The organism is Ferrimonas sp. YIN67 (assembly GCF_057219095.1).
On the sequence record NZ_JBXVVJ010000001.1, the window covers coordinates 900,535 to 925,549 of the forward strand.

The 25,015-nt window shown below is 57.4% G+C and carries 24 protein-coding genes; 10 read left to right on the forward strand and 14 right to left on the reverse strand.

Annotated features, from left to right (window positions below; all coding sequences use genetic code 11):
* The first annotated feature begins 33 nt into the window (after positions 1-33).
* Both slyD and AC2D8U_RS03540 read left to right on the forward strand, forming a co-directional pair.
* Positions 34-612, forward strand: coding sequence for a peptidylprolyl isomerase (gene slyD, locus AC2D8U_RS03535; RefSeq protein ID WP_484617659.1), 579 nt, complete (start codon positions 34-36; stop codon positions 610-612).
* Positions 613-770: 158 nt separating this feature from the next.
* Positions 771-938 (forward strand): DUF2986 domain-containing protein, encoded by a 168-nt coding sequence (locus AC2D8U_RS03540; protein WP_484617660.1) that lies wholly within the window; start codon positions 771-773, stop codon positions 936-938.
* Between the two features lie 98 nt (positions 939-1,036).
* Here the strand turns inward: AC2D8U_RS03540 and AC2D8U_RS03545 are convergent, their stop codons facing one another.
* From AC2D8U_RS03545 to AC2D8U_RS03600, 12 genes are all read right to left on the reverse strand, one after another.
* Positions 1,037-1,387: a hypothetical protein gene (locus AC2D8U_RS03545; RefSeq protein WP_484617661.1), complete on the reverse strand. Its 351-nt coding sequence runs from the start codon at positions 1,385-1,387 to the stop codon at positions 1,037-1,039.
* 304 nt (positions 1,388-1,691) lie between these two features.
* Positions 1,692-2,030, reverse strand: coding sequence for a hypothetical protein (locus tag AC2D8U_RS03550; RefSeq protein ID WP_484617662.1), 339 nt, complete (start codon positions 2,028-2,030; stop codon positions 1,692-1,694).
* 738 nt (positions 2,031-2,768) lie between these two features.
* On the reverse strand, positions 2,769-3,245 hold the full coding sequence (locus AC2D8U_RS03555; RefSeq protein WP_484617663.1) for a phosphatidylglycerophosphatase A family protein: 477 nt from the start codon (positions 3,243-3,245) through the stop codon (positions 2,769-2,771).
* Positions 3,242-4,231: a thiamine-phosphate kinase gene (gene thiL, locus AC2D8U_RS03560; protein ID WP_484617664.1), complete on the reverse strand. Its 990-nt coding sequence runs from the start codon at positions 4,229-4,231 to the stop codon at positions 3,242-3,244. The genes AC2D8U_RS03555 and thiL overlap by 4 nt, the downstream gene beginning before the upstream one ends.
* Before the next feature lie 33 nt (positions 4,232-4,264).
* Positions 4,265-4,675, reverse strand: a complete 411-nt coding sequence (nusB, locus tag AC2D8U_RS03565) for a transcription antitermination factor NusB (protein ID WP_484617665.1) — start codon at positions 4,673-4,675, stop codon at positions 4,265-4,267.
* 12 nt (positions 4,676-4,687) lie between these two features.
* Positions 4,688-5,164: a 6,7-dimethyl-8-ribityllumazine synthase gene (ribH, locus tag AC2D8U_RS03570; RefSeq protein WP_484617666.1), complete on the reverse strand. Its 477-nt coding sequence runs from the start codon at positions 5,162-5,164 to the stop codon at positions 4,688-4,690.
* Positions 5,165-5,260: 96 nt separating this feature from the next.
* Entirely contained in the window at positions 5,261-6,364 is a 1,104-nt protein-coding gene (gene ribBA / locus AC2D8U_RS03575; RefSeq protein WP_484617667.1) for a bifunctional 3,4-dihydroxy-2-butanone-4-phosphate synthase/GTP cyclohydrolase II, read from the reverse strand.
* A 13-nt stretch (positions 6,365-6,377) separates the two neighbouring features.
* On the reverse strand, positions 6,378-7,034 hold the full coding sequence (locus AC2D8U_RS03580) for a riboflavin synthase (protein ID WP_484617668.1): 657 nt from the start codon (positions 7,032-7,034) through the stop codon (positions 6,378-6,380).
* The gene (gene ribD, locus AC2D8U_RS03585; protein ID WP_484617669.1) at positions 7,035-8,168 is read right to left on the reverse strand and encodes a bifunctional diaminohydroxyphosphoribosylaminopyrimidine deaminase/5-amino-6-(5-phosphoribosylamino)uracil reductase RibD; all 1,134 of its coding nucleotides are present in this window, start codon (positions 8,166-8,168) and stop codon (positions 7,035-7,037) included.
* On the reverse strand, positions 8,168-8,620 hold the full coding sequence (nrdR, locus tag AC2D8U_RS03590; protein ID WP_484617670.1) for a transcriptional regulator NrdR: 453 nt from the start codon (positions 8,618-8,620) through the stop codon (positions 8,168-8,170). Before nrdR ends, ribD begins: the two co-directional genes overlap by 1 nt.
* Positions 8,621-8,753: 133 nt before the next feature.
* Positions 8,754-10,010 (reverse strand): serine hydroxymethyltransferase, encoded by a 1,257-nt coding sequence (glyA, locus tag AC2D8U_RS03595; protein WP_484617671.1) that lies wholly within the window; start codon positions 10,008-10,010, stop codon positions 8,754-8,756.
* Between the two features lie 218 nt (positions 10,011-10,228).
* Positions 10,229-12,562, reverse strand: coding sequence for a TonB-dependent hemoglobin/transferrin/lactoferrin family receptor (locus tag AC2D8U_RS03600; RefSeq protein ID WP_484617672.1), 2,334 nt, complete (start codon positions 12,560-12,562; stop codon positions 10,229-10,231).
* 361 nt (positions 12,563-12,923) lie between these two features.
* Here AC2D8U_RS03600 and ettA point away from each other — a divergent pair, with 361 nt between their 5' ends.
* From ettA to AC2D8U_RS03615, 3 genes are all read left to right on the forward strand, one after another.
* The gene (ettA, locus tag AC2D8U_RS03605; protein WP_484617673.1) at positions 12,924-14,588 is read left to right on the forward strand and encodes an energy-dependent translational throttle protein EttA; all 1,665 of its coding nucleotides are present in this window, start codon (positions 12,924-12,926) and stop codon (positions 14,586-14,588) included.
* A gap of 115 nt (positions 14,589-14,703) precedes the next feature.
* Positions 14,704-15,852 (forward strand): ABC transporter substrate-binding protein, encoded by a 1,149-nt coding sequence (locus AC2D8U_RS03610; protein WP_484617674.1) that lies wholly within the window; start codon positions 14,704-14,706, stop codon positions 15,850-15,852.
* Between the two features lies 1 nt (position 15,853).
* Positions 15,854-17,413: a GGDEF domain-containing protein gene (locus AC2D8U_RS03615; RefSeq protein ID WP_484617675.1), complete on the forward strand. Its 1,560-nt coding sequence runs from the start codon at positions 15,854-15,856 to the stop codon at positions 17,411-17,413.
* A gap of 29 nt (positions 17,414-17,442) precedes the next feature.
* Here the strand turns inward: AC2D8U_RS03615 and AC2D8U_RS03620 are convergent, their stop codons facing one another.
* Positions 17,443-18,924, reverse strand: a complete 1,482-nt coding sequence (locus tag AC2D8U_RS03620; protein WP_484617676.1) for a pectate lyase — start codon at positions 18,922-18,924, stop codon at positions 17,443-17,445.
* A 32-nt stretch (positions 18,925-18,956) separates the two neighbouring features.
* Between AC2D8U_RS03620 and AC2D8U_RS03625 the strand changes: the two genes are divergently transcribed.
* Positions 18,957-19,133, forward strand: a complete 177-nt coding sequence (locus AC2D8U_RS03625) for a hypothetical protein (protein ID WP_484617677.1) — start codon at positions 18,957-18,959, stop codon at positions 19,131-19,133.
* Between the two features lie 364 nt (positions 19,134-19,497).
* Here AC2D8U_RS03625 and AC2D8U_RS03630 read toward each other — a convergent pair whose 3' ends face one another.
* Complete coding sequence (locus AC2D8U_RS03630; protein ID WP_484617678.1) at positions 19,498-20,007, reverse strand: zinc ribbon-containing protein; 510 nt, start codon at positions 20,005-20,007, stop codon at positions 19,498-19,500.
* Positions 20,008-20,163: 156 nt separating this feature from the next.
* Here AC2D8U_RS03630 and leuS point away from each other — a divergent pair, with 156 nt between their 5' ends.
* The 4 genes from leuS to nadD are packed head-to-tail and all read left to right on the forward strand — an operon-like array spanning position 20,164 to position 25,004.
* On the forward strand, positions 20,164-22,743 hold the full coding sequence (gene leuS, locus AC2D8U_RS03635) for a leucine--tRNA ligase (protein WP_484617679.1): 2,580 nt from the start codon (positions 20,164-20,166) through the stop codon (positions 22,741-22,743).
* 58 nt (positions 22,744-22,801) lie between these two features.
* A complete protein-coding gene (locus tag AC2D8U_RS03640) occupies positions 22,802-23,290 on the forward strand; it encodes an LPS-assembly lipoprotein LptE (RefSeq protein WP_484617680.1) in 489 nt (162 codons plus the stop codon).
* Positions 23,287-24,339, forward strand: a complete 1,053-nt coding sequence (holA, locus tag AC2D8U_RS03645) for a DNA polymerase III subunit delta (RefSeq protein ID WP_484617681.1) — start codon at positions 23,287-23,289, stop codon at positions 24,337-24,339. The genes AC2D8U_RS03640 and holA overlap by 4 nt, the downstream gene beginning before the upstream one ends.
* Positions 24,336-25,004: a nicotinate-nucleotide adenylyltransferase gene (gene nadD / locus AC2D8U_RS03650; protein WP_484617682.1), complete on the forward strand. Its 669-nt coding sequence runs from the start codon at positions 24,336-24,338 to the stop codon at positions 25,002-25,004. The genes holA and nadD overlap by 4 nt, the downstream gene beginning before the upstream one ends.
* The last annotated feature ends 11 nt before the right edge of the window (positions 25,005-25,015 follow it).

Below are 25,015 nucleotides of genomic sequence, written 5' to 3' on the forward strand. Positions count from 1 at the left end.
AGATGCCCTTTTTTACCCAACTGGAGACGTCCGATGATCATCGACGCCAAAACTGTAGTGACCCTGCACTACCGCCTGCGCAATGCCGAAGGCGAGCTGCTTGAAGAATCCTTTGGCGCCGAGCCGATGCAATACCTGCACGGTGCCCAGAACATGATCCCAGGACTGGAAAAACAGCTGACCGGCAAGCAGGCCGGTGACCAGTTCAAGGCCGATATCGAAGCCGCAGAAGCCTATGGCGAGTTTGAAGACGGACTGGTTCAGGATGTCCCCCTGGCCGCTTTTGAAGGGGTGGATGACATCGTGCCCGGCATGCGCTTTATCGCCGAGACCGACATGGGCCCGCGCCCAGTCACCGTCACCGAAGTCAAAGACGACGCCGTTGTCGTAGACGGCAACCACCCCATGGCTGGCCAATCCCTGCACTTCGAGGTTGAGGTGGTTGAAGTGCGTGAAGCCTCCGAGGAGGAGTTGAATCACGGCCATGTACACGGCGCTGGCGGTTGTGGTGGCGGTTGCAATCACGACCATGGCGAAGAACATGAGTGCTGTGGTGGATCCGGCAACTGCGCCAAAGGCGACGACTGCTGCGGTGGTCACGGCCACCATTAAGATGTGGTGCGACTGATACTTAAACAGGGCCCATCGAACGATGGGCCCTGCTCTTTTCAGTCCCTAACCCGTATCAGCGACCAAACCGGCGCCTAAGGCACTACCCTTAGCAATAATTCGGCTCGACATCATGAGCCACTCCTCACCAGAGCCAGGTTATGAACCGAAAGAAAAAAGTGAAGCAGACGCTGCTGAAGAAAGCCAAGAAAGCCAACGCAAAACTCCACCCCAGCAACAAGCCGAAGTACATCAGTAAGGCGGACCGGGAAACGATGGCGCAAGAGGAGCCCCTATTGCCTGAGGCTCAGATTGGACAAGAAAACTAGCCCAGCTCCGCCCCCTGGGCTCAAGCAGCAACTCCGAGCACTCCCAATATAAACACCAAGGCCCCGAACACTGTCGGGGCCTGCTCACGGAACAGCCATCACTTGTTTTTCTTGGCGCGCCGGTGTGCATCCCAGACTTTCTTGTTCTTTTCCCCAAGCACTTGACGCAGCGCTTGGCTGTATTGTTTGATATTGTCCTTACGTGCCTGTTTGGCCTCTGCACTGCCTCTTCCATACTCTTCATTGGTGGCCCGATTGGCCAGGTACAGGTCAACTTTCATCTTGTAGATCTTATCCTGCACCGACTTGTCGATGGCCATCACCGATGCCATCTCAGTCACTTCGGACTCAAACTTACTTTTTACTGCCCCACTGACTTCCGCAGCAAAACTGTTTACAGAAAAAACGAGCATGACAGCAGCCAAGCATGCATAGAGCTTACTTTTCATCGGGAACACTTCCTTAATATTGTCGTAAACCCTCAATAGATTACTCGCCACGAATCGCCCGCAACAAGATCGCAACCCGAACCTTTAAATGACTTTACATTTCCGCAAGGTGAGTAACCCTAATATTAAGTGCATAGGCATCGAAGAATAGGCATTGCAATTGGACAGTATCGTCTGCCCGGATAAATAGCTGGGCGACTCGCCCTTACTCACCCAAACAAAAATCCCCATCACTCAATAGCGATGGGGATCCCTGGGCAGATGCACGGCGCCTTGCACTAGGCCCCGCCTGATTCAGAAGGGCTTACTTTTTGTTCGTACGCTGGTGTTTATTGAAGGCTTGCATGTTTTTCACACCAACCGCAGCTTTGATCCCTTCACGGTACTGACGATTGTTCTCCTTGCGCGCTTCCTTTGCCTCGTCGCTGCTGCGCCCAAACTTACTGTTGGCCTCCCGGTTAGCCAAGTACATCTCTTTTTTCAGCGTCAAGATCTGCTTTTCCTGGGCCTTGCTGATGTCCATCACCTGGGCCATCTCCTGCACTTCACCCTTCATACGTTTTTCAATTTGTGGGGTTACGTTGGATGCAAAAGCATTAAAAGAGAGAGTTAGAGCGGCAGCGGCGAGCAGTAGTTTTTTCATTACTATTCCTTTGTATTTAATTATCTTTCAAGCATTTGTTTGAGAAAGACCATATCAAAAGCACAGTTTATTTCTCAATCACCAAAACCCGATCCCTGTCACACTTTGGTGTTAGCGATCCCACCAAGGGCGACATTTAATTACAGCTTTGTTGAGCAACTCACAATTCAACCCCATTTTGCTGCATTAAAAAAGCTTCATCACGGATTTGTGGGGAGCTCATTCGCACACGTATTTTTGAGGCTAGCTTGTTCAGCAAAAGCCGCGCTTAAATAAGGGCTGCCATCACTGGCGCGCCGACACTTCGTCACCGGCGTGGAGGTGCCTGAGTGACACCCTGTGATACCAGGTTAAGGGCCCGAGAGGCCAGCGAAGGCAGGGGTAAAAACCAAAGGTTTTACCCCATAGGCAGGGATCTCGTAGCCGCTCGATTTGACGAAGCAGAGACTGCGCCGTCATAAAACCGACCCTGGCCGCTACCACAGTAGCAAGGGGGAGAACGAGGATAAGCACCGACGGGAGGCTGAGGGGAATCAGAGCGGGGCGTGCAGCCGGGAGAATCCCTATTGTTGCCGTCGCCAACGGGACAAACGGACTTTATGCCCCACGAAGTTCGCACGCCTGTGGCGTCCCTGAAACTGACTTCGACGCAGACGGACACCTAGATCATACGCTGCATTATGCAAGTGCGAAGAGCCTAAAAAAGGGCCCTTCAGGGCCCTCGTAAACGCTGAAGCATCAAAGCAGCAAGTAGGCAGCTCCCTGCACAATGGCCAGGGCAAAGATCCCCGCCAGCACGTCATCGATCATGATGCCGAATCCACCATGGACATGCCTGTCCAGCAGTTTAATGGGCCAAGGCTTGAGAATGTCGAAGAAGCGAAAAGCGATAAAGGCGGCAAGAATCCAGATCCAGCCTGCGGGCAGGCAGATCATGGCGATCAACATCCCCACGACTTCATCCCAGACGATGGCGGGATGATCATGCTCCCCCATATCCTTGGCTGTTTTATCACACAGATAGATCCCCACCAATCCCATCACCAGCACTATGGCCAGGTAAACCGGCAATGAGAGGCCGGCCATCAGGAAAAAGAAAGGCAATGCGGCCAGGGTCCCAAAGGTTCCCGGGGCTTTGGGGGCAAGGCCAAGGCCAAACCCCAGGGCCAGGAAATGCACCGGATTGGTCATCCGGATCCCAGAGAAGCGACTCATGAAGCATCCTTAAAGTGGTTGTAACCTGACAGATCCAGCGTAACCGGCTGACCCTCACACCGATAATCGATGCCGGTACCATTGGTGATCTGACCAATACAGTGATAATCCGTGCCGGCTTCCGCCAGCGCTTTAGCCAAGTTGTTGCGTTGCGTCTCAGGAACGGTAAAGAGCAGCTCGTAGTCCTCACCACCACACAGCGCCATCCGCCGCGCATCCTCCACCGCCATACACGCCAACAGAGAGGCTGACAGGGGGAGACGATCGAGTTCCACCACAGCTCCCACACCGGAAGCCGTCAGGATATGATCCAGATCGGTGGCCAGGCCATCGGACAAGTCCATAAGGCTGGTCGCGATCCCTCTCAAGGCTCTTCCGGCCAGGACTCGCGGACGTGGTCGCAGGTGACGCTCGGTGAAGGTGCGGTGGAACTGAGCTCCAGGTGCCAAATCCCCCGTCAGACAGCGTAGACCGGCACCGCTATCTCCAAGCGTCCCGGTAACAAACAGCCAGTCCCCCACACGGGCACCACTGCGATACATAGCCTTACCTTCTGGCACATGGCCATGGATGGTGAGTGTTAGGCTCAGGGGCCCTCGAGTGGTATCGCCGCCGACCAGGGCAACCCCATAGTACTGGCAGATCTCAAACAAACTGGCAGAGAAGCTCTCCAGCCAGGGCTCATTGGCACCGGGCAGGGTGATCGCCAGCGTCATCCAGGCTGGCTCAGCCCCCATAGCCGCCAGATCGCTCAGGTTAACGGCCACCGCCTTGTAAGCCAGATCCGCCGGATCGATCTCCGGCAGAAAATGGGTGCCCGACACCAGGGTATCGGTTGACACCACCAACTGACTCCCCTGGGGAACCTGCAACACCGCGCCATCATCACCGACCCCAAGGAGCACGTCCTTGCGTTGATTCGGCCGAGTGAAATGGCGCTTTATCAGTGAAAACTCTCCACTTCCCATAACGTAATACGGCCACATAAATGTGGCCGTTCTCCTTGTCCTACCCGTCGCTTAACGGTTGATGGCGATGGCCAGCTTATCCAGCACGCCATTAACAAACTTGTGGCTTTCCTCGGCCCCAAAGACCTTGGCCAGCTCAATCGCTTCGTTAATGGCCACCTTGTAAGGAACATCATCCCGGTGCATCAATTCATAAGCACCCAGGCGCAGGATCGCCATTTCCAACGGATCAACCTCTTCAGGCAAACGCGCCAGATTCGGCTTCAGTTTGGCATCCAGGTTACCGACTTGGGCAGAAACGCCCGTCAGCAGTTCACGGAAATACGCAACATCCGCACCCTGGGTGTCCTGCTCGGTCAGGAACTCATGTTCAACATCGGCAATGGCGTTACCGCTCATCTGCCAGGAGTAGATGGCCTGCACCGCCAGTTGGCGGGCTTTACGACGCTCGGAAGGCTTCACAAAATTCTCCAATCAGGCCTGCTCGGCCAGATGGTTTAGGACATTGACCATCTCCAGCGCACCCAAGGCGGCTTCACCGCCCTTGTTGCCCGCTTTGGTGCCGGCGCGCTCGATGGCCTGCTCAATAGTATCGGTGGTCAATACGCCGAAGGACACGGGAGTATCAAACTCCAGCATCACCTGGGCCAGTCCCTTATTACACTCACCGGCGACAAAGTCGAAGTGCGGCGTACCGCCGCGGATCACCGCCCCCAGGGCGATGATGGCATCGTACTTACCGCTCGCTGCCAGGCGGCGAGCCGCCAATGGCAGTTCAAAGGCGCCCGGCACCCGTACCACAGTGATGTCTTCATCATTCACCTGGCCAAAACGCTTCAGTGTGTCCACTGCGCCCTCTTGCAGGCTGTCGACGATAAAGCTGTTAAAACGGGATACCACCAAAGCGATTTTAGCCCCTTTGGCTTCGATGTTGCCTTCGATTACGTTCATTTTGTTATCCATTTCATTCTCAAGGCCCGTCGCCAGGCCGAAAAGTTGCCGTATGATAGCACAAGCGCATGGAAAATTAGCGCCAGATCTATCGTCTTATTCTTCGATGTATTCGCTGACTTCGAGGCCAAATCCGGACAGCGCATGGTAACGCTTCTGGCTCGACAGCAGACGCATGCGGCGTACCCCGAGATCCGCCAGGATCTGCGAGCCGACCCCCACGGTACGGGTCGCTTCCAGATTACGTTTTACCCCAATGCCTGTGCCGTTTTGCTGGGCCGCCAGCGCCTTGAGCTGCGCCAGGCGGGCTTCACTGCTTTGCTCTTGGCCCAATAGGACCAGCACCCCACCCTCTTCACTGATCTTGGCCATCGCCTTCTCCAGCGGCCAGGTCGGTACGCCGTTGAGGGTCGATTTAAGCAGATCCCGGGTCGGATCCCCCAGGTGTACCCGTACCAGACAGTTGTCGGTCACCTCGCCCTTGATCATGGCGACATGCACCAAATCGTCAATGGTGTCGCGGTACGCCACCATCTTGAAGTCACCGTGAAGGGTCGGCATGGTGCACTCGGTTTCCCGAATGATGGTGGTCTCATTGAGGTTACGGTATTCGATCAGATCGGCAATGGTGCCGATCTTCAGCCCATGCTCCTGGGCAAAGACCTCCAACTGGGGGCGACGAGCCATGGTGCCATCCTCGTTGAGGATCTCGACAATCACGGCGGCATTGCTAAAGCCAGCCAGACGAGCCAGATCCACCGAGGCTTCGGTATGACCGGCCCGATTCAACACACCGCCATCCTTCGCCCGCAGCGGGAAGATGTGACCCGGCTGGACCAGATCGGATGGTTTGGCGTCCTCGGCCACCGCTGCCAGGATGGTGCGCGCCCGATCGGCAGCGGAGATCCCTGTGGTCACCCCCTCAGCCGCTTCGATGGAAACGGTAAAGGCGGTGCCATACTGCTCCGTATTGCGACTGACCATCTGGTGCAGTCCCAAGGTGTCACAGCGCTGCGCACTCATGGGCAGGCAGATCAGGCCGCGACCATACTTGGCCATAAAATTGATCGCCTCCGGGGTAACCGCCTCGGCGGCCATGATCAGATCCCCTTCATTTTCCCGATCTTCGTCATCCATCAAGATCACCATCTTGCCCTGACGGATATCCTCGATGATCTCTTCAATGCGGTTGAGCGCCATAGCGGTGTTTTCCTTACTTCACAAAGCCACTGCGGGCCAGGGTTTCCAGCGTCAGGCCGCCCGGTGTGGGGAGATCGGCCTGGGGCTGCATCAGTTTTTCCAGATAACGGGCCAGCAGATCCACCTCAAGGTGAACCAGATCCCCGGCCTTCAGATCCACTAGAGTGGTCTCTTGGGCGGTGTGTGGCACGATGGTGAGGCGGAAACGGGCTCCGTCCACTTCATTGAGGGTTAGGCTGACGCCATCGATGGTCACCGAGCCCTTGTGCGGCAGGTAGCGCCCCAGAGAGCCCGGGGCTTCAAGCCAAAACTCGATGGCACGAGCCCTTACGTCCCGGCTGACGACGGTGGCGACCCCATCGACATGGCCACTGACCAGATGCCCTCCCAGGCGGGTACTTGGGGTCACAGCCTGCTCCAGGTTCACCTTACGACCCACGCTGTAACGAGCAAAATTGGTCAGGGCCAGGGTCTCGGCACTGACGTCTGCCACGAAGTGATCGGCGCCCAGGCTCACCACGGTCAGGCAAACTCCGTTAGTGGCGATGCTATCACCCAGCTTAACGTCCCCCAGGGGCAAGGCCCCGGTCGCAACAGTGACACGCAGATCACCACTGCGCTTTTCCAGATCTCGCAGTGTTCCCACCGCCTCAACAATCCCGGTAAACATCTATTTCTCCGGCTCCTTTCGAGTCAGTGTCAGGCGCAGATCGGCCCCGACACGACGAATATCGCTAAATTCCAATGGAGCCAAATCGGCCATCTGAGTGTATTCAGGCAGCGCCAACAGTCCCCGGGCGGGATTGCCCATCAGCTTCGGCGCCTGATAAAGAACCAGTTCGTCCCACAATTCGGCCGCCATAAAGGCGCCACACAAACCGGCACCGGCCTCCACCAGCACGTCGTTGATCTCCCGTCGCCCCAGCTCCTCCAGCAGAGCCGGCAGATCCAGCTTACCATCCCCACCCTGCGGCCCGGGCCAGATCTCGACCCCATCGGGCCAGGCGTTCTGGTACTGGGCACAGGCCGCCAGCAATACCGGACCTTCGCCGTCGAGCAGTTTGAGCGGCGGGGCCAGGCGAGCACGACCATCCACCACCACGCGTAGCGGCTGCAACAGCTGCTCCAGGGCGATGCGCTCGCGCCAGTGTCCCAGCTCATCGTAGCGAACATTCATACTCGGATCGTCCGCCAGCACCGAGTCGGCTCCGGTGATCACCGCACAGCTTTGTGCGCGCAAACGCTGGACGTCGGAGCGGGCCTCGGAGCCTGTGATCCATTTGGATTCGCCATTGTTCAGAGCGGTACGGCCGTCAACGCTGGCAGCCAGCTTCAGCCGTACATAGGGACGGCCGCTCTGCATTCGCTTGATGAAGCCGGGGTTGAGCGCCTCAGCCTCTGTCTGCAACAGGCCGTGGGCAGTGGCGATCCCGGTATCGCTGAGCATTTTCATACCCCGTCCAGCCACCTTGGGGTTGGGATCCACCATGGCGGCGATCACCTTTGATACCCCGGCCTCAATCAGTGCAAGAGCACAGGGCGGAGTACGCCCATGGTGGCTGCAGGGCTCCAGAGTGACGTAAGCCGTCGCGCCCCGCGCCCGCTCACCCGCCATGCGCAGGGCGTGGATCTCGGCATGGGGCTCACCCGCCTTGAGGTGAGCGCCTTCCCCCACGATCTCTCCGTCCCGAACGATCACGCAACCCACCCTGGGGTTGGGTCGGGTCGTCAGCAGCCCTTGCTTTGCCAAGCGCAATGCTCGCGCCATGTAGTGCGCATCGTGCGACGAAAAAGCGGAGGTCATCAACGCTTTTCCAAGTTGGCGATCGCCTCGCCAAACTGGGACAGATCGTCAAAGGCCCGGTATACGGAGGCAAAACGGATGTACGCCACCTTATCCAGGGTCGCCAACTGCTCCATCACCAGGTTGCCCAGCATGTCACTGCCCACTTCACGCTCCCCCGTGGCACGCAGCGCCGACTTGATCTTACTCACCGCCTGCTCAACCCGCTCGGTACTCACCGGCCGCTTCTCCAGCGCCCGTTGCAGGCCGCGACGCAGCTTATCTTCGTCGAAAGGCTGGCGGGTGCCATCCTGTTTGATGATCCGAGGCATCACCAGTTCGGCGGTTTCAAACGTGGTGTAGCGCTCTTTACAGGTGAGGCATTCGCGACGACGGCGCACCTGGTGGCCGTCGGCCACCAGCCGGGAGTCGATCACCTTGGTGTCCGTAGCGGCACAAAAGGGGCAGTGCATAGGATCTCCTGCGCAGTGGTGTCATAACTTGCCCGCAAGAATACCGAATTTCGCCAATGAGAGTAAGCCGCTAGCTACGAAAAAGCCCGCCGAGTGGCGGGCTTTCCTGTCAAACCGTTACGACAACTGGCCGTTACTTGTATACCGGGAAGCGGGCACACAACTCGACGACCTGGGCCTTGACGCGCTCCACCACGGATTCATCGCCAAAGTTATCCAGAATGTCACAGATCCAGCCGGTCAGTTCCCGGGCCTCGGCTTCGCCGATCCCACGGCGAGTCAGCGCCGGAGTGCCGATCCGCAAACCCGAGGTAACGAAGGGGCTGCGTGGATCGTTAGGTACCGAGTTCTTGTTCACCGTGATGTTGGCACGGCCCAAGGCGGCGTCCGCATCCTTCCCGGTAATGTCTTTCTTGATCAGATCCAGCAGGAACAGGTGGTTCTGAGTGCCACCGGAGACCACATCATAGCCGCGGTTGATGAACACATCGGCCATCGCCTGAGCATTCACCACAACCTGCTTCTGGTACTCGGCAAACTCCGGGGCCAGGGCTTCCTTGAAAGCCACAGCCTTTGCCGCGATCACATGACACAGGGGGCCGCCCTGACCACCGGGGAAAACGGCAGAGTTCAGCTTCTTGTAGATCGTCTCATCACCGATGGCGGAGAGGATAAGGCCGCCACGGGGGCCGCCCAGGGTCTTGTGGGTGGTGGTGGTCACCACATGGGCATGAGGTACCGGGTTGGGGTAGATCCCTGCCGCCACCAGACCGGCCACGTGAGCCATATCGACAAAGAGGTAGGCACCCACTTCGTCGGCGATCTCGCGGAACTTGGCCCAATCGATGATGCCGGAGTAGGCGGAGAAGCCACCGATGATCATCTTCGGCATGTGCTCCTTGGCCAGGGCACGGATCTCATCGTAATCGATGGCACCGGTATCAGCATTGATCCCGTATTGCACGGCGTTGTAGATCTTGCCGGAGAAGGAGACTGAGGCACCATGGGTCAGGTGACCGCCGTGGGCCAGGCTCATGCCCAGTACGGTGTCACCCGGCTGCAGCAGCGCCATAAACACCGCCGCGTTAGCCTGAGAGCCGGAGTGCGGCTGTACGTTGGCGTACTCGGAGCCAAACAGCTCATTGGCGCGATCGATGGCCAGTTGCTCGGCCACATCCACGTGCTCGCAGCCACCATAGTAACGCTTGCCCGGATAGCCTTCCGCGTACTTGTTGGTCAGCTGAGAGCCCTGAGCCTCCAGCACGCGTGGGCTGGTGTAGTTTTCCGAGGCGATCAGCTCAATGTGGTGTTCCTGACGCTCACGCTCTGCTTCCATGGCTTGCCACAACTCGGGATCAAAATCCGCGATATTCATGCTACGTTCGAACATCCGTCTCTCCTGGGCGGTTAATACAAAAAGGGGCTTACGAGGCCCCACATTCTACCTACTGAATCCCGTTACCCAAACCCTTTGCGACCCTTGTCACACTAATGAGGTGATAACCTCAGTGAGTTCCTTATCGATGAACCTGTGATCCCGGCGGGAAAACCCCAACCACAGACGCAAAAAAGCCGGACACGAGGTCCGGCTTTAAGAGAATCTGCTGCTTAGAACTGATACTTAACAGTGAGGTTGAAGTAGCGACCCGGCTGAGTAAAGTTGCTCTCCGGAGCCCCCATGTTCTCCATCAAGTACTTGGACTGACCCGCGACATCAGCGTACTCGATATACTCTTTGTCAAACAGGTTGAACACACCCGCGCGCACTTGCCAGTTAGGTGTCAGCTCCATGCTCATGGTTGTGTCCATCACAGCATAACCAGACGTCTGGTACACGACATTGTATTGATCCCCACCAACACACAGCTCAGGCATACCTGGGAAGCTGCTTTCATAACAGGTCTCAGACAACAGCTCCATGTCTTTAACCCGATCCATCTTAGAAGCCATACGTACTACGGCACCAAAGGTGGTCGGCATTCCTGCAATGCTGGCATAGGCGTTCACCCCAACAGAGCTCTTTAAAGGACTGACACTGTTAAGGAATTCACCATTATGATCCTTGCCATAGGTGTAAGCAATGTTCCCCCAAAGCTCCAGATCGTTAGTCAGCCAATGGTTGACCTGGCCTTCGAAACCGTAGATCTCGACCTTGTCACGGTTGACGTACTCGTACTGCAATGCAACGACGGGATCCATCTTGCCCGCCTCACAGCGATCGAAACCGTAACCCGGCAAATAACCCGGATTACACAATGGAGCATCGATAAACTCCCAATCGATGTAATCAATGGCCTGGGTGTAGAAACCGGTCAGTTCATAGGAAGTATTGCTGTGGTTACCACGCACGCCAATCTCGAGTGTATGGGACTCTTCCGACTCCAGATCATAGTTCGGCATGATCACAACCGGGAAAGGCATACGGCCATCCTGGATCTCCAACTCGCCCCACTTTTGATCCGGTGTCGGCATTTTGTAGCCATAGGCATACTGACCGTAAACACTGACCGCATCCGTGATGTGGTAGATCATCCCCAGCTTGGGTGACCAGAAGCCATCACTCATGCGCTCCCAATTAGCCGGGTCAAAGTCCTCACGATCACCGATGGCATCCCGCGCCATATCCGCATCCGGGGTATTACGGAAATAGTCGTAACGCAAACCAGCGATCACATTCAGCTTGCCGTCCAACAGATGAACATCATCCTGAATATAAAAGCCCACACGCAGGCTGTCGGTATCGGCAAAGGCAAACTGGTCTTCGCCTATCCACTCTCCATTCTTGCCCGGTGTGTAGTAGGTACGATGACGTTTCATCGTGGAGTTTTCGACGTCCAGGCCAAAGGTCAACTGGTGTCCGTAGCTGTCGTTACCAAGGTACTTACCAAAGGCACTGGCCAAGCCGATCCGAGACTCTTCAAAGTCATAGTCACGGAATTGGGTCATGCCCGCACGGTCGCCATCGACAACACCATGGTAGTCTCGGTGCTCGTTCTGATCGGTAAATCCGTAATAAAGCACGATATCCAGATCATCGTGCAAAATGGTGCCCTTATCAGAACGTAAACGCAGGGAACTGTTGAAGGCTTGAGTCGCGCGATCGATATCACGATCTTCCTCACGCACCCCATCTTTATCAAATTTCTGTTCCCAGCGGTCCAAACGCTGATCCAGATAATCCAAGGTCAGCTGAATATTGGTGTAATCATTGAGCAGGTATTTGCTTTTAAACAGAATACTGTTATTAACCAATTCACTGTCTGCAAGGTCATTCGCGTAGTTCTGCTGCTCTTCGCCATCGCGATGTTGAACGGTCAGCAGGTTCTCAAAGTTGCCGTAGGCGGCAGCGCCGGTAAAGCCTGAGGTCCACTCGTTGTTCAGTCCGGTAAAACCGGCGTTCACCGCTGTATAGGTGCTATCACCGCGCAAGTAGTCGGCCGCATCCTTGGTATTCATGACCACCACACCACCCAGGGCATCTGAGCCGTATATAGTGGAGGCAGCGGCTTTAACAACCTCGATTTGCTTCAGCGTCTCAACCTCGGTCAGGCCACGGCCGGTGCCTTCGGCGCCCGGACCAAGAGGCGAGGCGTACTGGTTATTCACCCGTACCCCATCTTTGACCATCATCACCCGGTTGCCCCCGATCCCACGGATAGTGACCGAGGTCGGCTTACCGGCACCGCCTCGAACATCCACCGCCGCTTCGGTGCGGAACAAGGAGGAAAAATCGGTAGACATATTACGGGCGATCGCCTCTTCGTCGATCACCACAACGGAGCCCGCGACACTGTCCAGACTCTGCTCAAGGCGTGAGCCGGAAACCACCATCACTTCCACATTCTTGCGGGTCTTGGCGCCGACCTCTTCGGCCAGGGTGGCGGGTGCAGTCAGTGCACTGGCGACAGCGACACTGACCAAACTCATCTTGGTGATCTTCATGCAGACTTGCCCTACAACTCTATTCAGCTTCAGCGTTCGGGAACACACTCAAATGCGAATGCATCCCATTAACTCATATTTAAAGTGGGCACAGTCTATCAATGCAATGGAGGGAAAAGGTTGCTGCGAGTCTCGTTTTTTTGCCGAAATTCAGTTTTTTTGACGTCAAATGTTACAGCCAGGAGTGCTTCTCATTTCGCCGAGTGGTTTGCGAAAGCCCTGTCGCTCCGTGACGAAAGTTATTTCGAGTCTGCAAGGGATGGCAGCCACTCCCTTGGCACTTTCTTGTCAATAAAGGGGGCAGCCAAAGCCACCCACTTGGGGTAAAATTTCGGTTTCTTTTTTCAATTGCAGGTTCCAGATGGCTCAATTCATCTACAGCATGCTGCGCGTGGGCAAGGTTGTCCCACCTAAGCGTCATATCCTTAAAGATATCTCCCTTTCCTTCTTCCCTGGCGCCAAGATCGGTGTACTGGGCCTCAACGGTGCCGGTAAGTCCACCCTGCTGCGGATCATGGCCGGCGTCGACACCGAGTACGAAGGTGAAGCCCGTCCACAGCCCGGGATCAACGTCGGTTACCTGCCTCAGGAACCTCAGCTGGATCTGACCAAAACCGTGCGCGAAGTGATCGAAGAGTCCGTCTCCGACGTCAAGAACGCCCTGACCCGCCTGGACGAAGTGTACGCCGCCTACGCCGAGGAAGGGGCCGACTTCGACGCCCTGGCCAAGGAGCAGGGTGAATTGGAAGCGATCATCGCCACCAAAGATGGCCACAACCTGGACAATGCCCTGGAGCGTGCCGCCGACGCCATGCGTCTGCCGCCATGGGACGCCAATGTCGGTAACCTGTCCGGTGGTGAACGTCGTCGTGTCGCCCTGTGTCGCCTGCTGCTGGACAAGCCGGACATGTTGTTGCTGGATGAGCCCACCAACCACCTGGACGCCGAATCCGTCGCCTGGCTGGAGCGCTTCCTGGTCGAGTACACAGGTACCGTCGTCGCCATTACCCACGATCGTTACTTCCTGGACAACGCTGCTGGCTGGATCCTGGAACTGGATCGCGGTGAAGGGATCCCATGGGAGGGTAACTACTCCTCCTGGCTGGAGCAGAAGGAGCAACGCCTGGAGCAGGAAGCCGCCCAGGAAAAGGCCCAGATGAAGTCCATCCAGAAAGAGCTGGAGTGGGTGCGCCAGAACCCTAAGGGTCGACAGGCCAAGTCCAAGGCCCGTATGGCGCGTTTCGAGGAGCTGAACTCTTCTGAGTTCCAAAAGCGCAACGAAACCAACGAGCTGTTTATCCCACCGGGTCCGCGCCTGGGTGACAAGGTACTGGAGGTTGAAAACCTGACCAAGTCCTACGACGGTCGGGTACTGATCGACAACCTGTCCTTCTCCGTTCCCAAAGGTGCCATTGTCGGCATTATCGGCCCGAACGGCGCCGGCAAATCCACCCTGTTCCGCATGATGAGCGGTCAGGAGCAACCGGACTCCGGCACCATCACCCTGGGCGATACCGTCAAGCTGGCGTCCGTCGACCAGTTCCGTGACAGCATGGACAACAGCAAGACGGTCTTCCAGGAAGTCTCCGGCGGTCAGGATATCCTCAAGATCGGCAACTTTGAGATCCCGTCCCGCTCCTATGTGGGTCGTTTCAACTTCAAGGGCTCAGATCAACAGAAACGCGTCGGCGAGCTGTCCGGGGGTGAGCGGGGTCGCCTGCACCTGGCCAAGCTGCTGCAGGCCGGTGGCAACATGCTGCTGCTCGATGAACCGACCAACGATCTGGACATCGAAACCCTGCGTGCCCTGGAAAACGCCCTGCTGGACTTCCCTGGCTGTGCCATGGTGATCTCGCACGACCGCTGGTTCCTCGACCGCGTCGCCACCCACATCCTGGATTACCGCGATGAGGGTAAGATCAACTTCTTCGAAGGCAACTTCAATGAGTACGCCGACTGGATGAAGAAGGAGCAGGGGATCGACATCACCCAGCCCCACCGCGTCAAGTACAAGCGCATCGACTGATCTTAAGGTCAAACGCCCAAAGCGCCGGAATTCTCCGGCGTTTTTTCATTCTTGCCTGACATATTGCTATAGTGAACACAACGGATTGAGAGTTGCCCAAGGATAGGGACAAGACATGCTCAAATTTGCTCACGGGGTTTTTCTCGCCCTTTTGACCTGTAGCACCTATGCTGCCCCTCCTTTTTACATCGGCTTGGATACAGCACTGACTGGCAGCGCGGGTCCTGCTGGCATCGCTATCCAAAGAGGCGCACAGGTTGCAATAAAACAGATCAATGATCAGGGAGGTCTCCTGGGCCGGCCCATTGAGTTACTCAGCAAAAACCACCGGGGCAACCCGGCACGTGGTCGCGACAACCTCCTTGCCTTCGCACAACAGCCCAACCTGCTTGCCGTACTGGGCGGCGTCCACACTCCCGTGATCCTGGCCGAGCTAGATCTCATCCACGACAATGAGCTTCTGTTTCTGGTCCCCTGGGCTGCTGGAACGCCGATCACCGACAACGACTACCAACCCAACTTTATCTATCGCCTGTCAATCCGTGATCAATGGGCTGCCCCCTTTTTGCTCGACAAGGCCAAGGAGCGAGGATTTTCTCGCCCTGCTCTGTTACTTGAGAATACAGGTTGGGGGCGCTCAAACGAAAAGTCGGTCCGAGAGGCCCTACAGCAGCACGGGGCGGGACCAGCCAGCGTTCACTATTTCAACTGGGGGGAAACCCAGTTCACCACAGTCCTGAGTCAAATCAAGCAAAGTGGTGCAGACCATATCCTGTTGGTGGCGAATGCAAAAGAGGGAAAATACATCCTTGATGAGGCGCTCTATGATCCCCAGTCCCCGCCCATCTTTGCCCATTGGGGGATCGCCTCGGGAGATCTGGTTCACGAGCTCCCCGCCTCTCCCGTAGAGAATGAACTCTATATTCTCAATACTTGGCACCAGATCATCCCCCCCACTACCCCTAAACAGCAGCGCTTCGTGGACGACTACTGCCAACTCTACCCCGACTGCCAACAAGCCCTATCACGGATCTACGCCATGGGGAGCCTGCACAGCTATGAACTGCTCCAATTGCTGGCCCAAGCCGTCGAACTGGCTGGCACCGCTGATCGGAACCAGATCCGTGAACAGATGGACAAGTTGCCCCCTTATCAAGGTCTGTTTCAATACTATGAACGCCCCTTCGACCCCACCAATCACGAGGCGCTGACCCCCTTAAATTACCAACTGATCACCCTCAAAGCTCTGCGTGGCAACCTTTAACATGCACTCAGAAACTCGGATACGTCCTCCACTGCCGCTGATCGGCTATGCCCTGATCCAAGTCCTGCCCATCGCTTTTTTGGTCCTAAGCTTATCTGGGCTGATCCTGCATAAAGTTTCCCTGAAGCAGCTACTCAACAATGCAGAGATTAATCTTCAAAAGCAGTCCGCTACCGATGCAATCAGGATCAGTGAGCAATTAAATGCACTGAATGATGTTGCCACCCTGCTGGCCAACAATCAGATGCTCATCAATGGCCTGATCGATGTCATCGGCAGTCGTCACTATCTGGATCTTTTGGTCCGCTCAGTCAAACTGCCAGGGCAAGGGGGACGCCTCAGCGTGACCGATTACAAAGGCAGGGTGTTGTTCGCCAACTGGGATGCCAGTTCCTTCTTACCCTGGGTGGTACCCGTGATCGAGCAGGGCCAGCCTCTTCAACAGTTCCATCCTCAGGGGCTGCGCATCGTCACCCCTATCCTGATCCAGGGTATGGGCGAAGGGAGCGTGGTGATCCAGTATCCCAGAGACGATCTCATGCACACACTCAAGCTCAATCGAGCCAGCCGGGATCTGGGCTTACTGGATACCGAGTTACAGCCGGTCCTGATGGCCAGCTCCGATCTCTACTGGAGTCAGGAGCGAATCAATGAAACGGATCCGGACTGGCTCAGCTTTGTTCAGCCTCTCCTGCCACCGTGGCAGCAGTACCAACTGCTCACGTTAGAACCGAAAGTCACCGCCACCGACTCGATCAAATCGGTGGAAAATACCATCCTGGTCTCCAACGCCCTGACCCTGTGTCTGTTATTGCTCTTTACTCTGGGAACGGCTTGGGTCATGCGTCGGCCCCTCAAGACCCTGACAGAGCATATCGACAAGATGCGCAAAACTCAGGACTGGGCAACCCCCCTCCCTGCCAGTGGCCCCAAGGAGTGCTATGTAATGGCCAGTGCATTCAATGGCCTGATGTCTGCCTTGGCCGCCAGCATGCATCGTTCACGCCATGACGCCCTGACAGGAGTGAGTAACCGAGGCCATTTCGATGAGTGTTTTGAACGGCTCTGGGCACAGGCATGCCGTCATCAAGACAAACTGTGTATCATGCTGATAGACATCGATCACTTCAAAGCTTACAACGATAACTATGGTCACCCTCAGGGCGACGAATGCCTCCGACAGGTCGCCCAACTGCTCAAGGGTGTGACCCGACGCGCCGATGACCACCTGTTTCGCTATGGGGGGGAAGAGTTCGTTATCCTTACCGAACGTCCCAACAAACCAGAGATGCTGGCGGAGAAAGCCCTCAATGCGATCCGCCAGGCAGGCATTGTTCACGCGTACTCCCCAACCGCCCCACACATCACCATCAGTCTCGGCCTTTATACGGCCACGGCAGCACATCCATTCGACCGACAGAACTTAGTCGACGAAGCCGATCGAATGCTGTACTTGGCCAAGCAGCGTGGACGAAACTGCTATGTCACCCAATCGGCCCAGGCTCAACCGCCGAGACCCCCCACAACACATTCCGCCGAACCCAGCCCCAGTCACCCATAGCCCACTGAGTGGATGAGATTCACCGGCCTTCACTCCACCAGCTCATAGAAACCGTGCAGCCATTCCTCGAGGCGGGTATAACCCGATGGCATGATCTCGTTGTAGTTGTCCGGCACCTGCAGTGTCCACCGGTTTTCCGCCAATACGGGCCAGCCGTCGGCATTGTTGCTGCAATCCACCTCTATCTCATACATGGAAGTGCTGTCCGGCACCGTGTCCCAGCCAGAGCTGACTGAAAGGCTCAGTTCATTGTCACCGCTACAGCTGTTTTTCGAGCTGATGCTGCGAGATTGCCCAGCTCCCTTGCCTTCGGTGATGTAGAGTGTCCGTCCCTGATGCCCCTCCTTGGAGCTGTCACACTCTTGGGCCTTCACCTTGATGCTGCTGGCACCGGCCGAGATCACCCGCCCATAGGGATAGCGAATATTGTCGGGGCCGACACAGTCCGGGATCTCCCCAGCCCGATCACGCACATCATTGATCAATCGCTCATCCAGAGAGTCCCTATCTGCGGGCCTGGCCCCGACACTGGCCAGAACCGAAGCCTCCACGTCCTGTGCCGGTAAGATCTCCAGCCCATCGATCCTCAAGGGTGGCTCAGAGACACGGAAGGCATCCGCCCCCTCGGTATTCACATAAACGCAGGGCCAATCGCTGTTGCTGTAATCCCCGCACAAATTTCCTTCGATATAGACTTTGGAACCCGTTCGGCGAGTCTGAAGCTTCACCCACTGATCGCCATCGTAGGTATCCTTTCCAGGGATCCGTACATTGTTGATGGTGGTGGACAAACGCACCTGACCGTCATGATAACCACGCTCGTGCAACCCCCAGATCCTGTGGCCCACTTGAGCCGTGTTGTACACCAGGTTGTTGGCCACGATGCTGCGAGGCGACACATCCAGAGGGCCTCGGTCATCCACGTGAGCGATCAGGTTGCGGTACACCAGCATGTCATAGGACTCCATCATCAGTCCCTTGGAGTGTTTACCCTTGGCATGAAGGTTGTAGTTAAGGCCTTCGGCAATGATGCTGTTGCTGACGGTCACATCCCAAACGGCATATTTGGTGGTGAAGTTCTCGTCGATGGCCCAGCTCACTGACAGGTGATCCAAAACAACATTCCTTGGTTGGCGGCTCTCGTCTGAGTCACTGCCAATCACCAGCAGTGCGTCCCGCTCACTGGGCTTGGGCCCTTCCGGATCGTCACCGGGGCGCACCCGAATGTGCTGGATCAACACATTCTTGGCTTCCATCCTCAGGGTGTGGCCGCGCAGGGTAATGCCTGGGCTGGGGGCCGTCTGGCCCGCGATGGTGATGTAGTCATTATTGATCGACAGCCGATTGTTGAGATCGATGTAGCCGCTGACTTCAAACACGCACACCCGAGGACCACTGGCATCGATGCATTGGCGCAAGGAACCGTCTCCACTGTCGGCCAAGGTGGTCACCTTATAGACGGTGGCGTTAGGCGTAGTCTCGTGACGACCACTGCCAGCAGGTGTGTCCATCCCATAGCCTACAGAGCAAGGGATGATAGGCAGTGCATCGCTCATATCACAGTCGTACTCCCCATCCCCACCGGTCGGAGGCTGAGGATCTGGACCAGGATCAGGGCCTGGGTCTGGGTCTGGGTCTGGGTCTGGATCTGGCCCGGGATCGACTGGCGGGGGTTCAGGATCCACTGGCGGCACGCCGCCATCCTCACCCGAGGTACTAGTGTCACTGCACGCCATTGTTAGCGTTGCTGACAAGACCAGCAACGCTAACAAGCGCCATCGTCGGGGTTGACTCGCCAGATACCTCATACACACCCTCTTGCGGCAAACACCAATGAACACTTAGGTATAACAAGGGGTCGGCGCTGGAACAATCTCGAGGTTATCAGCCCACAGAAGCAGGCTCGTAGTACGGTCCTTAAAAAAAACCTATCTGAGTCACATGACAAGACAACAAACAAGAAGACAAACAACCCCGTAACCGCGACGCGCCTCTGGACAACCGGCTCTATCACAGTTCGGCTTTAACAACGCCTAGTGCCGTTCTCAAACGGTATTATGGAATCAAGCTGTCGTCGCTCGTGCTCAAGGCTCCAGGGGGCGGCGGGAGAAGCGGATCCCATCACAGTGCGGACACGCCGGCAGCTCGGTGGGATGGAAAAAAGCCATGCTGTGACCGCAATTATCACAGACCAACTCCCCAAGCCCTACGACTTCACCCGCCTCATAGGTCCCGTGATGACGCAACTCCTCACCCAGCTCATGCCACTCCAACTGGCTGCGATCGGTGATCTCCGACAACCAGCGCCAGACGGTGTTCTCCAGTCCTAGGGTGAAGACGCTGTCACCTTCCGCCTCAAACTGATCCTGGGCATGGCGCTGGGCGTAGTCCGCCAAGTCGCGGCGCAAGAAGGATTCCACCATGTCGAGCTCCGACTCGCTCAGTTCGCTCTCCATGGCAGCAAAGGTCCGGCTCTCCTTGAGCACCGCATCGAGCTGTCCCAAAGTCAGATCCGGCTCATGTCGGTAACGCCGCTCCATCTCCTGAAGCAAAAATTCGTATTTGCGGATCAATACGTCGTTGCGGGTATCCATGGCGCCTCCCCCAGTTTGGGTAATGAGTCGAGCAAAAGGACAAAATCCGGCTAAGTCCTGGTTGTTGCTTATCCGGCTCCTGCGTTATTCTATGCAGATCTTTATGGGCCATTCCCTGCCCGAAATCAAAATTTCAAGTGGACTCCAGACGTGTCGATGCAAGAGCAATACAATCCCGCACAGATCGAGCCCAAGGTGCAGCAGCACTGGGCTGAGAATAACACCTTCACCGCGAAGGAAGAGGAAGGCAAAGAGAAGTTCTATTGCCTCTCCATGTTCCCGTATCCGAGCGGCCGCTTGCACATGGGCCACGTTCGTAACTACACCATCGGCGATGTGATCAGCCGTTACCAGCGCCTGCAGGGAAAAAATGTCCTGCAGCCCATCGGCTGGGACGCCTTCGGCCTGCCAGCCGAAAACGCTGCGATCAACAACAAGACGGCGCCGGCACCCTGGACCTACGACAACATCGAATACATGAAAGGCCAGCTGGCGATGCTGGGCTTTGGCTACGACTGGAGCCGCGAACTGGCCACCTGTAAGCCTGACTACTACCGCTGGGAACAGTGGTTCTTCACCGAGCTGTACAAAAAGGGGCTGATCTATAAGAAGGTTAGCTCAGTAAACTGGTGTGAGAACGATCAAACCGTACTGGCCAACGAACAAGTGGTCGATGGCTGCTGCTGGCGCTGTGACACCCCGGTGATCCAGAAAGACATTCCCCAGTGGTTCGTCAAGATCACCGACTATGCTGACCAGCTGTTGAGCGACATGGATCAGCTGGATGGCTGGCCAGAGATGGTTAAGACCATGCAGCGCAACTGGATTGGCCGCTCCGAAGGGATCGAGATGACCTTCGACGTCGAGGGGTCTGACGAGTCCGTGGCGATCTATACCACCCGTCCAGACACCGTGATGGGCGTCACCTACGTGGCCGTGGCCGCCGGTCACCCGCTGGCCGAACGCGCCGCCGAAGGCAATGCCGAGTTGGCCGCCTTCATCAACGAATGCAAGAACACCAAGGTGGCCGAAGCCGAACTGGCCACCATGGAGAAGAAGGGCATAGCCACCGGTCTGTTCGCCATCCATCCACTGTCCGGCAAGCAGGTGCCCATCTATGTAGCCAACTTCGTGCTGATGGGCTTTGGTACCGGCGCCGTGATGGCGGTTCCCGCCCACGATCAGCGCGACTACGAGTTCGCGACCAAATACGGCATCGCCATTGAACCTGTGATCAAGCCGCTGGAAGGCGAGCTGGACATCAGTGAAGCCGCCTACACCGAGAAGGGTACCCTGTTTAACTCCGGTGAGTTCGACGGCCTGGAGTTTGATGGTGCCCTGGAGGCGATCGCCGCCAAGCTGGACACCCTGGGTAAGGGCCACAAGACCACCAACTTCCGTCTGCGCGACTGGGGGGTATCCCGTCAGCGCTACTGGGGCGCCCCGATCCCGATGGCCACCCTGGAGAACGGTGAAACCGTACCGGTACCGGTTGAAGATCTGCCGGTGATCCTGCCAGAAGACGTGGTGATGGACGGCGTGACCAGCCCAATCAAGGCGGACAAAGCCTGGGCCGAGACCAGCATCGATGGTCAGAAAGCCACCCGCGAGACCGACACCTTCGATACCTTTATGGAGTCCTCCTGGTACTACGCCCGCTATACCAGTGTCGGCACCGACGATCAGATGCTGGATCCGGCCAAGGCCAACTACTGGCTGCCAGTGGATCAGTACATCGGCGGCATCGAGCACGCCAACATGCACCTGCTCTACTTCCGCTTCTTCCACAAGCTGCTGCGCGATGCGGGCCTGGTGAACTCCGACGAGCCGGCCAAGCGCCTGCTGTGTCAGGGCATGGTACTGTGTGACGCCTTCTACTACGTTGGCGACAACGGTCAGCGTGTCTGGGTCGCCCCCACCGAAGTGACCCTGGAGCGCGACGCCAAGGGCGCCGTCACCAAGGCGACCGACAAGGATGGCCGCGAGCTGGTTCACACCGGCATGACCAAGATGTCCAAGTCCAAGAACAACGGCATTGATCCCCAGGAGATGGTGGACAAGTACGGTGCCGACACCGTACGCCTGTTTATGATGTTTGCAGCCCCGCCAGAGCTGACCCTGGAGTGGCAGGAGTCCGGCGTCGAAGGGGCCCACCGCTTCCTGAAGCGTCTGTGGAAACTGGCCTTTGAACACACCGCCAAGGGTGCAGCGCCGGCTCTGGATCTGGCCTCCTTGAGCAATGAGCAGAAGGCCCTGCGCCGCAGCCTGCACCAGACCATCGCCAAGGTGGACGACGACTTCGGCCGTCGCCAGACTTTCAACACCGCCATCGCCGCGGTGATGGAGCTGATGAACAAGCTGAATAAGGCCCCTCAGGAGTCCGACAATGATCGCGCCCTGTTGCAGGAAGCCCTGGATGCCCTGACCGTGATGCTCTACCCGATCATTCCGCACACCAGCTTCGCCCTGTGGACCGCCCTGGGCCATGAAGGCAGCGTGGACGATGCCCTGTGGCCGGTGGCCGACAAGGACGCCATGGTGGAAGATGAGAAGCTGATCGTGGTCCAGGTCAATGGTAAAGTGCGTGCCCGCATCACCGTGGCCGCCGACGCCTCCAAGGAGTCCGTCGAAGCCATGGGCCTGGCCGACGAGAACGTGCTGAAGTTCACCGACGGTAAAACCGTCCGTAAGGTGATCTACGTACCGGGCAAGCTGCTCAACATCGTCGCCAACTAAGGCAACAGCAAGGCGTCCCCCGGGGCGCCTTTTTATCCTGTGTTATCCGAGGAACCTTGTGGTGATCCGAAACCTCATTACCGCGCTTCTCTCCCTCACCCTGCTGACCGCCTGCGGCTTTCGTCTGCAGGGGGATTACCTGATCCCCGACGAACTGTCCCAGATCCAGCTGACCAGCTCTGATCGCTACGGCGAACTGCACCGCATGGTGCAAGACCGCCTTCGGCTGTACGGGATCCAGGTGGTGGAAGACAGCGATGCGCCAAACCTGCGCCTGGGGGACGACCGGCTCGAACGCTCCACCCTGTCACTGTTTCCCTCAGGTCAGGTCGCGGAGTATGAACTCATCTACTCCGTCAGCTTCTATGTTACCGTCGGAGAGCAGGAGCCCCAGCCCTTTAACATTGAGATCCGGCGCGACTATCTGGACGATCCCCGCACCGCACTGGCCAAGAGCCGGGAGCTGGATCTACTGCTCAAAGAGATGCGCCAGCAAGCCACCGAGCGGATCCTCCGCACCCTGGCAGCCACCCGGATCGAATCATGAAGATCTTCGCCAGCGCCCTGGCCGGACAGCTCAACGCCCTGCCCGCAATCCTGATGGTGCTGGGTGACGACGTGCTGATCCGGGAAGAGTGCCGCGACGCCCTGCGCCAGGTCCTGATGAACACCAAGGGGCAATATGGTGTCGAGGAGCGCCTCTCCCTGGTTCAGGAGTCCCCCTTTGACTGGCAGGGACTGCTGCAGGAGTCCCAGGCGCTGTCCTTGTTCGCCAGCCGCAGGTTGATTGAACTGGAACTGCCAACCCTCAAGCCTGGCACAGACGGCAGCGCCGCCCTGGCCGAGCTGGCCGAGTCCCTTCAGGGCCAGGACGACACCTTCCTGCTGCTCCACGGGCCTAAGCCAGGGCGGGAGCAGACCGGCACCAAATGGTTCAAATCCCTTGAAAAAAATGGACTTTACGTCCAAGCGCTAACCCCAGAAGGGCGCCATTACCAACGCTGGATCGGTGATCGGGCCCGACGCCACCGGCTGGATCTGACCAGCGACGCGCAGACCGCTTTTGCCAGCCTGTTTGAGGGCAATCTCCTTGCCGCCGATCAGGCCCTGGCCCAACTTGGGCTGATCAGCGACGGCGCCAGGATCGAGGCCGATACCCTGCTGCGTCTGCTGGAGGACCAGTCGCGCTACAGCGTCTTTCAGTTGGCCGACGCCCTGCTGGCCGGACAGATGGGCAAGGCGATGAAGATCCTCGGCCAGTTGCAGCAGGAGGGCACGGCGCCCACCCTGCTGATCTGGGCACTCAACAAGGAGCTGACCCTGCTGGGGCGCCTGAGCCTGGCCCGTCAAAACGGTACCCCCCAGAACACCGCCATGAAACAGGAAAAGATCTGGGACAAGCGACAGAATCTTTATGCCGGTGTCATGCAACGCCTGACCGATCGTCAGATCGCCCAGGCCCTGGCCGCCGTCGGTGAGCTCGAGTTGGCGATCAAGGCCCGGGGAGCAGACGAAGACACTCAGTGGCTGCAGTTGGCGGATCTGTGTGCCCGCTTCGATGGGCAGTATCAGCCCCTGCCCGGAGCCATGACATGAAACCAGCCATCGGCCTGCTGGGCGGCACCTTTGACCCCATCCACAATGCTCACCTGCGCTGTGCCTACGAGGTCAAGCAGGCCCTGGGGCTCGAGCGGGTCGCCCTGCTGCCCAACAAGCTGCCGCCCCACAAAGCCACCCCAGGTGTCGGTGCCGAGCACCGCCTGAAGATGGCCAACCTGGCGGTCGAGGGGTGTGATGGACTGACCGTGGATGATCGGGAGCTGCGTCGTAACCGCACCTCCTACACGGTGGAGACATTGGAAGAGCTCAAGGCCGAACAACCACAGCGTCCCCTGTGTTTTATCGTCGGCATGGACTCGCTGCTCAGTTTCCATCGCTGGCACCGGCCAAAGCGGATCCTGGAACTGGCCCACCTGGTGGTATGCCACCGCCCTGGCCACCCTTTGGCCGACGACAGCCCAGCACAAAAATGGCTTGCCGATCATCGTCTAAGCCACCCACAGCAACTGCATCAACAGGGTGCAGGCGGGATCTGGCTGCAGCCAGTCACCCAGCTGGAGATCGCCTCCAGTACAATTCGTGCGCAGTTGAACCTGGGTCAATTGCCACACTTCCTGTTGCCGCCACAAGTGGTCGCCTATATTGAGCGACACCGGCTCTACCCCCGCGCCGATGGTGGCGCAGGCCACAAACCGCTATAATGCGCGGCTTT

Excerpts from the sequence above, each read along its gene's own strand:
- slyD (WP_484617659.1), top strand. The coding sequence starts at position 34 with ATGATCATCGACGCCAAAACTGTAGTGACCCTGCACTACCGCCTGCGC.
- AC2D8U_RS03540 (WP_484617660.1), top strand. The coding sequence starts at position 771 with ATGAACCGAAAGAAAAAAGTGAAGCAGACGCTGCTGAAGAAAGCCAAG.
- AC2D8U_RS03545 (WP_484617661.1), bottom strand. The coding sequence starts at position 1,387 with ATGAAAAGTAAGCTCTATGCATGCTTGGCTGCTGTCATGCTCGTTTTT.
- AC2D8U_RS03550 (WP_484617662.1), bottom strand. The coding sequence starts at position 2,030 with ATGAAAAAACTACTGCTCGCCGCTGCCGCTCTAACTCTCTCTTTTAAT.
- AC2D8U_RS03555 (WP_484617663.1), bottom strand. The coding sequence starts at position 3,245 with ATGAGTCGCTTCTCTGGGATCCGGATGACCAATCCGGTGCATTTCCTG.
- thiL (WP_484617664.1), bottom strand. The coding sequence starts at position 4,231 with ATGTGGCCGTATTACGTTATGGGAAGTGGAGAGTTTTCACTGATAAAG.
- ribH (WP_484617666.1), bottom strand. The coding sequence starts at position 5,164 with ATGAACGTAATCGAAGGCAACATCGAAGCCAAAGGGGCTAAAATCGCT.
- ribBA (WP_484617667.1), bottom strand. The coding sequence starts at position 6,364 with ATGGCGCTCAACCGCATTGAAGAGATCATCGAGGATATCCGTCAGGGC.
- AC2D8U_RS03580 (WP_484617668.1), bottom strand. The coding sequence starts at position 7,034 with ATGTTTACCGGGATTGTTGAGGCGGTGGGAACACTGCGAGATCTGGAA.
- ribD (WP_484617669.1), bottom strand. The coding sequence starts at position 8,168 with ATGACCTCCGCTTTTTCGTCGCACGATGCGCACTACATGGCGCGAGCA.
- nrdR (WP_484617670.1), bottom strand. The coding sequence starts at position 8,620 with ATGCACTGCCCCTTTTGTGCCGCTACGGACACCAAGGTGATCGACTCC.
- glyA (WP_484617671.1), bottom strand. The coding sequence starts at position 10,010 with ATGTTCGAACGTAGCATGAATATCGCGGATTTTGATCCCGAGTTGTGG.
- AC2D8U_RS03600 (WP_484617672.1), bottom strand. The coding sequence starts at position 12,562 with ATGAAGATCACCAAGATGAGTTTGGTCAGTGTCGCTGTCGCCAGTGCA.
- ettA (WP_484617673.1), top strand. The coding sequence starts at position 12,924 with ATGGCTCAATTCATCTACAGCATGCTGCGCGTGGGCAAGGTTGTCCCA.
- AC2D8U_RS03610 (WP_484617674.1), top strand. The coding sequence starts at position 14,704 with ATGCTCAAATTTGCTCACGGGGTTTTTCTCGCCCTTTTGACCTGTAGC.
- AC2D8U_RS03615 (WP_484617675.1), top strand. The coding sequence starts at position 15,854 with ATGCACTCAGAAACTCGGATACGTCCTCCACTGCCGCTGATCGGCTAT.
- AC2D8U_RS03620 (WP_484617676.1), bottom strand. The coding sequence starts at position 18,924 with ATGGACACACCTGCTGGCAGTGGTCGTCACGAGACTACGCCTAACGCC.
- AC2D8U_RS03630 (WP_484617678.1), bottom strand. The coding sequence starts at position 20,007 with ATGGATACCCGCAACGACGTATTGATCCGCAAATACGAATTTTTGCTT.
- leuS (WP_484617679.1), top strand. The coding sequence starts at position 20,164 with ATGCAAGAGCAATACAATCCCGCACAGATCGAGCCCAAGGTGCAGCAG.
- holA (WP_484617681.1), top strand. The coding sequence starts at position 23,287 with ATGAAGATCTTCGCCAGCGCCCTGGCCGGACAGCTCAACGCCCTGCCC.
- nadD (WP_484617682.1), top strand. The coding sequence starts at position 24,336 with ATGAAACCAGCCATCGGCCTGCTGGGCGGCACCTTTGACCCCATCCAC.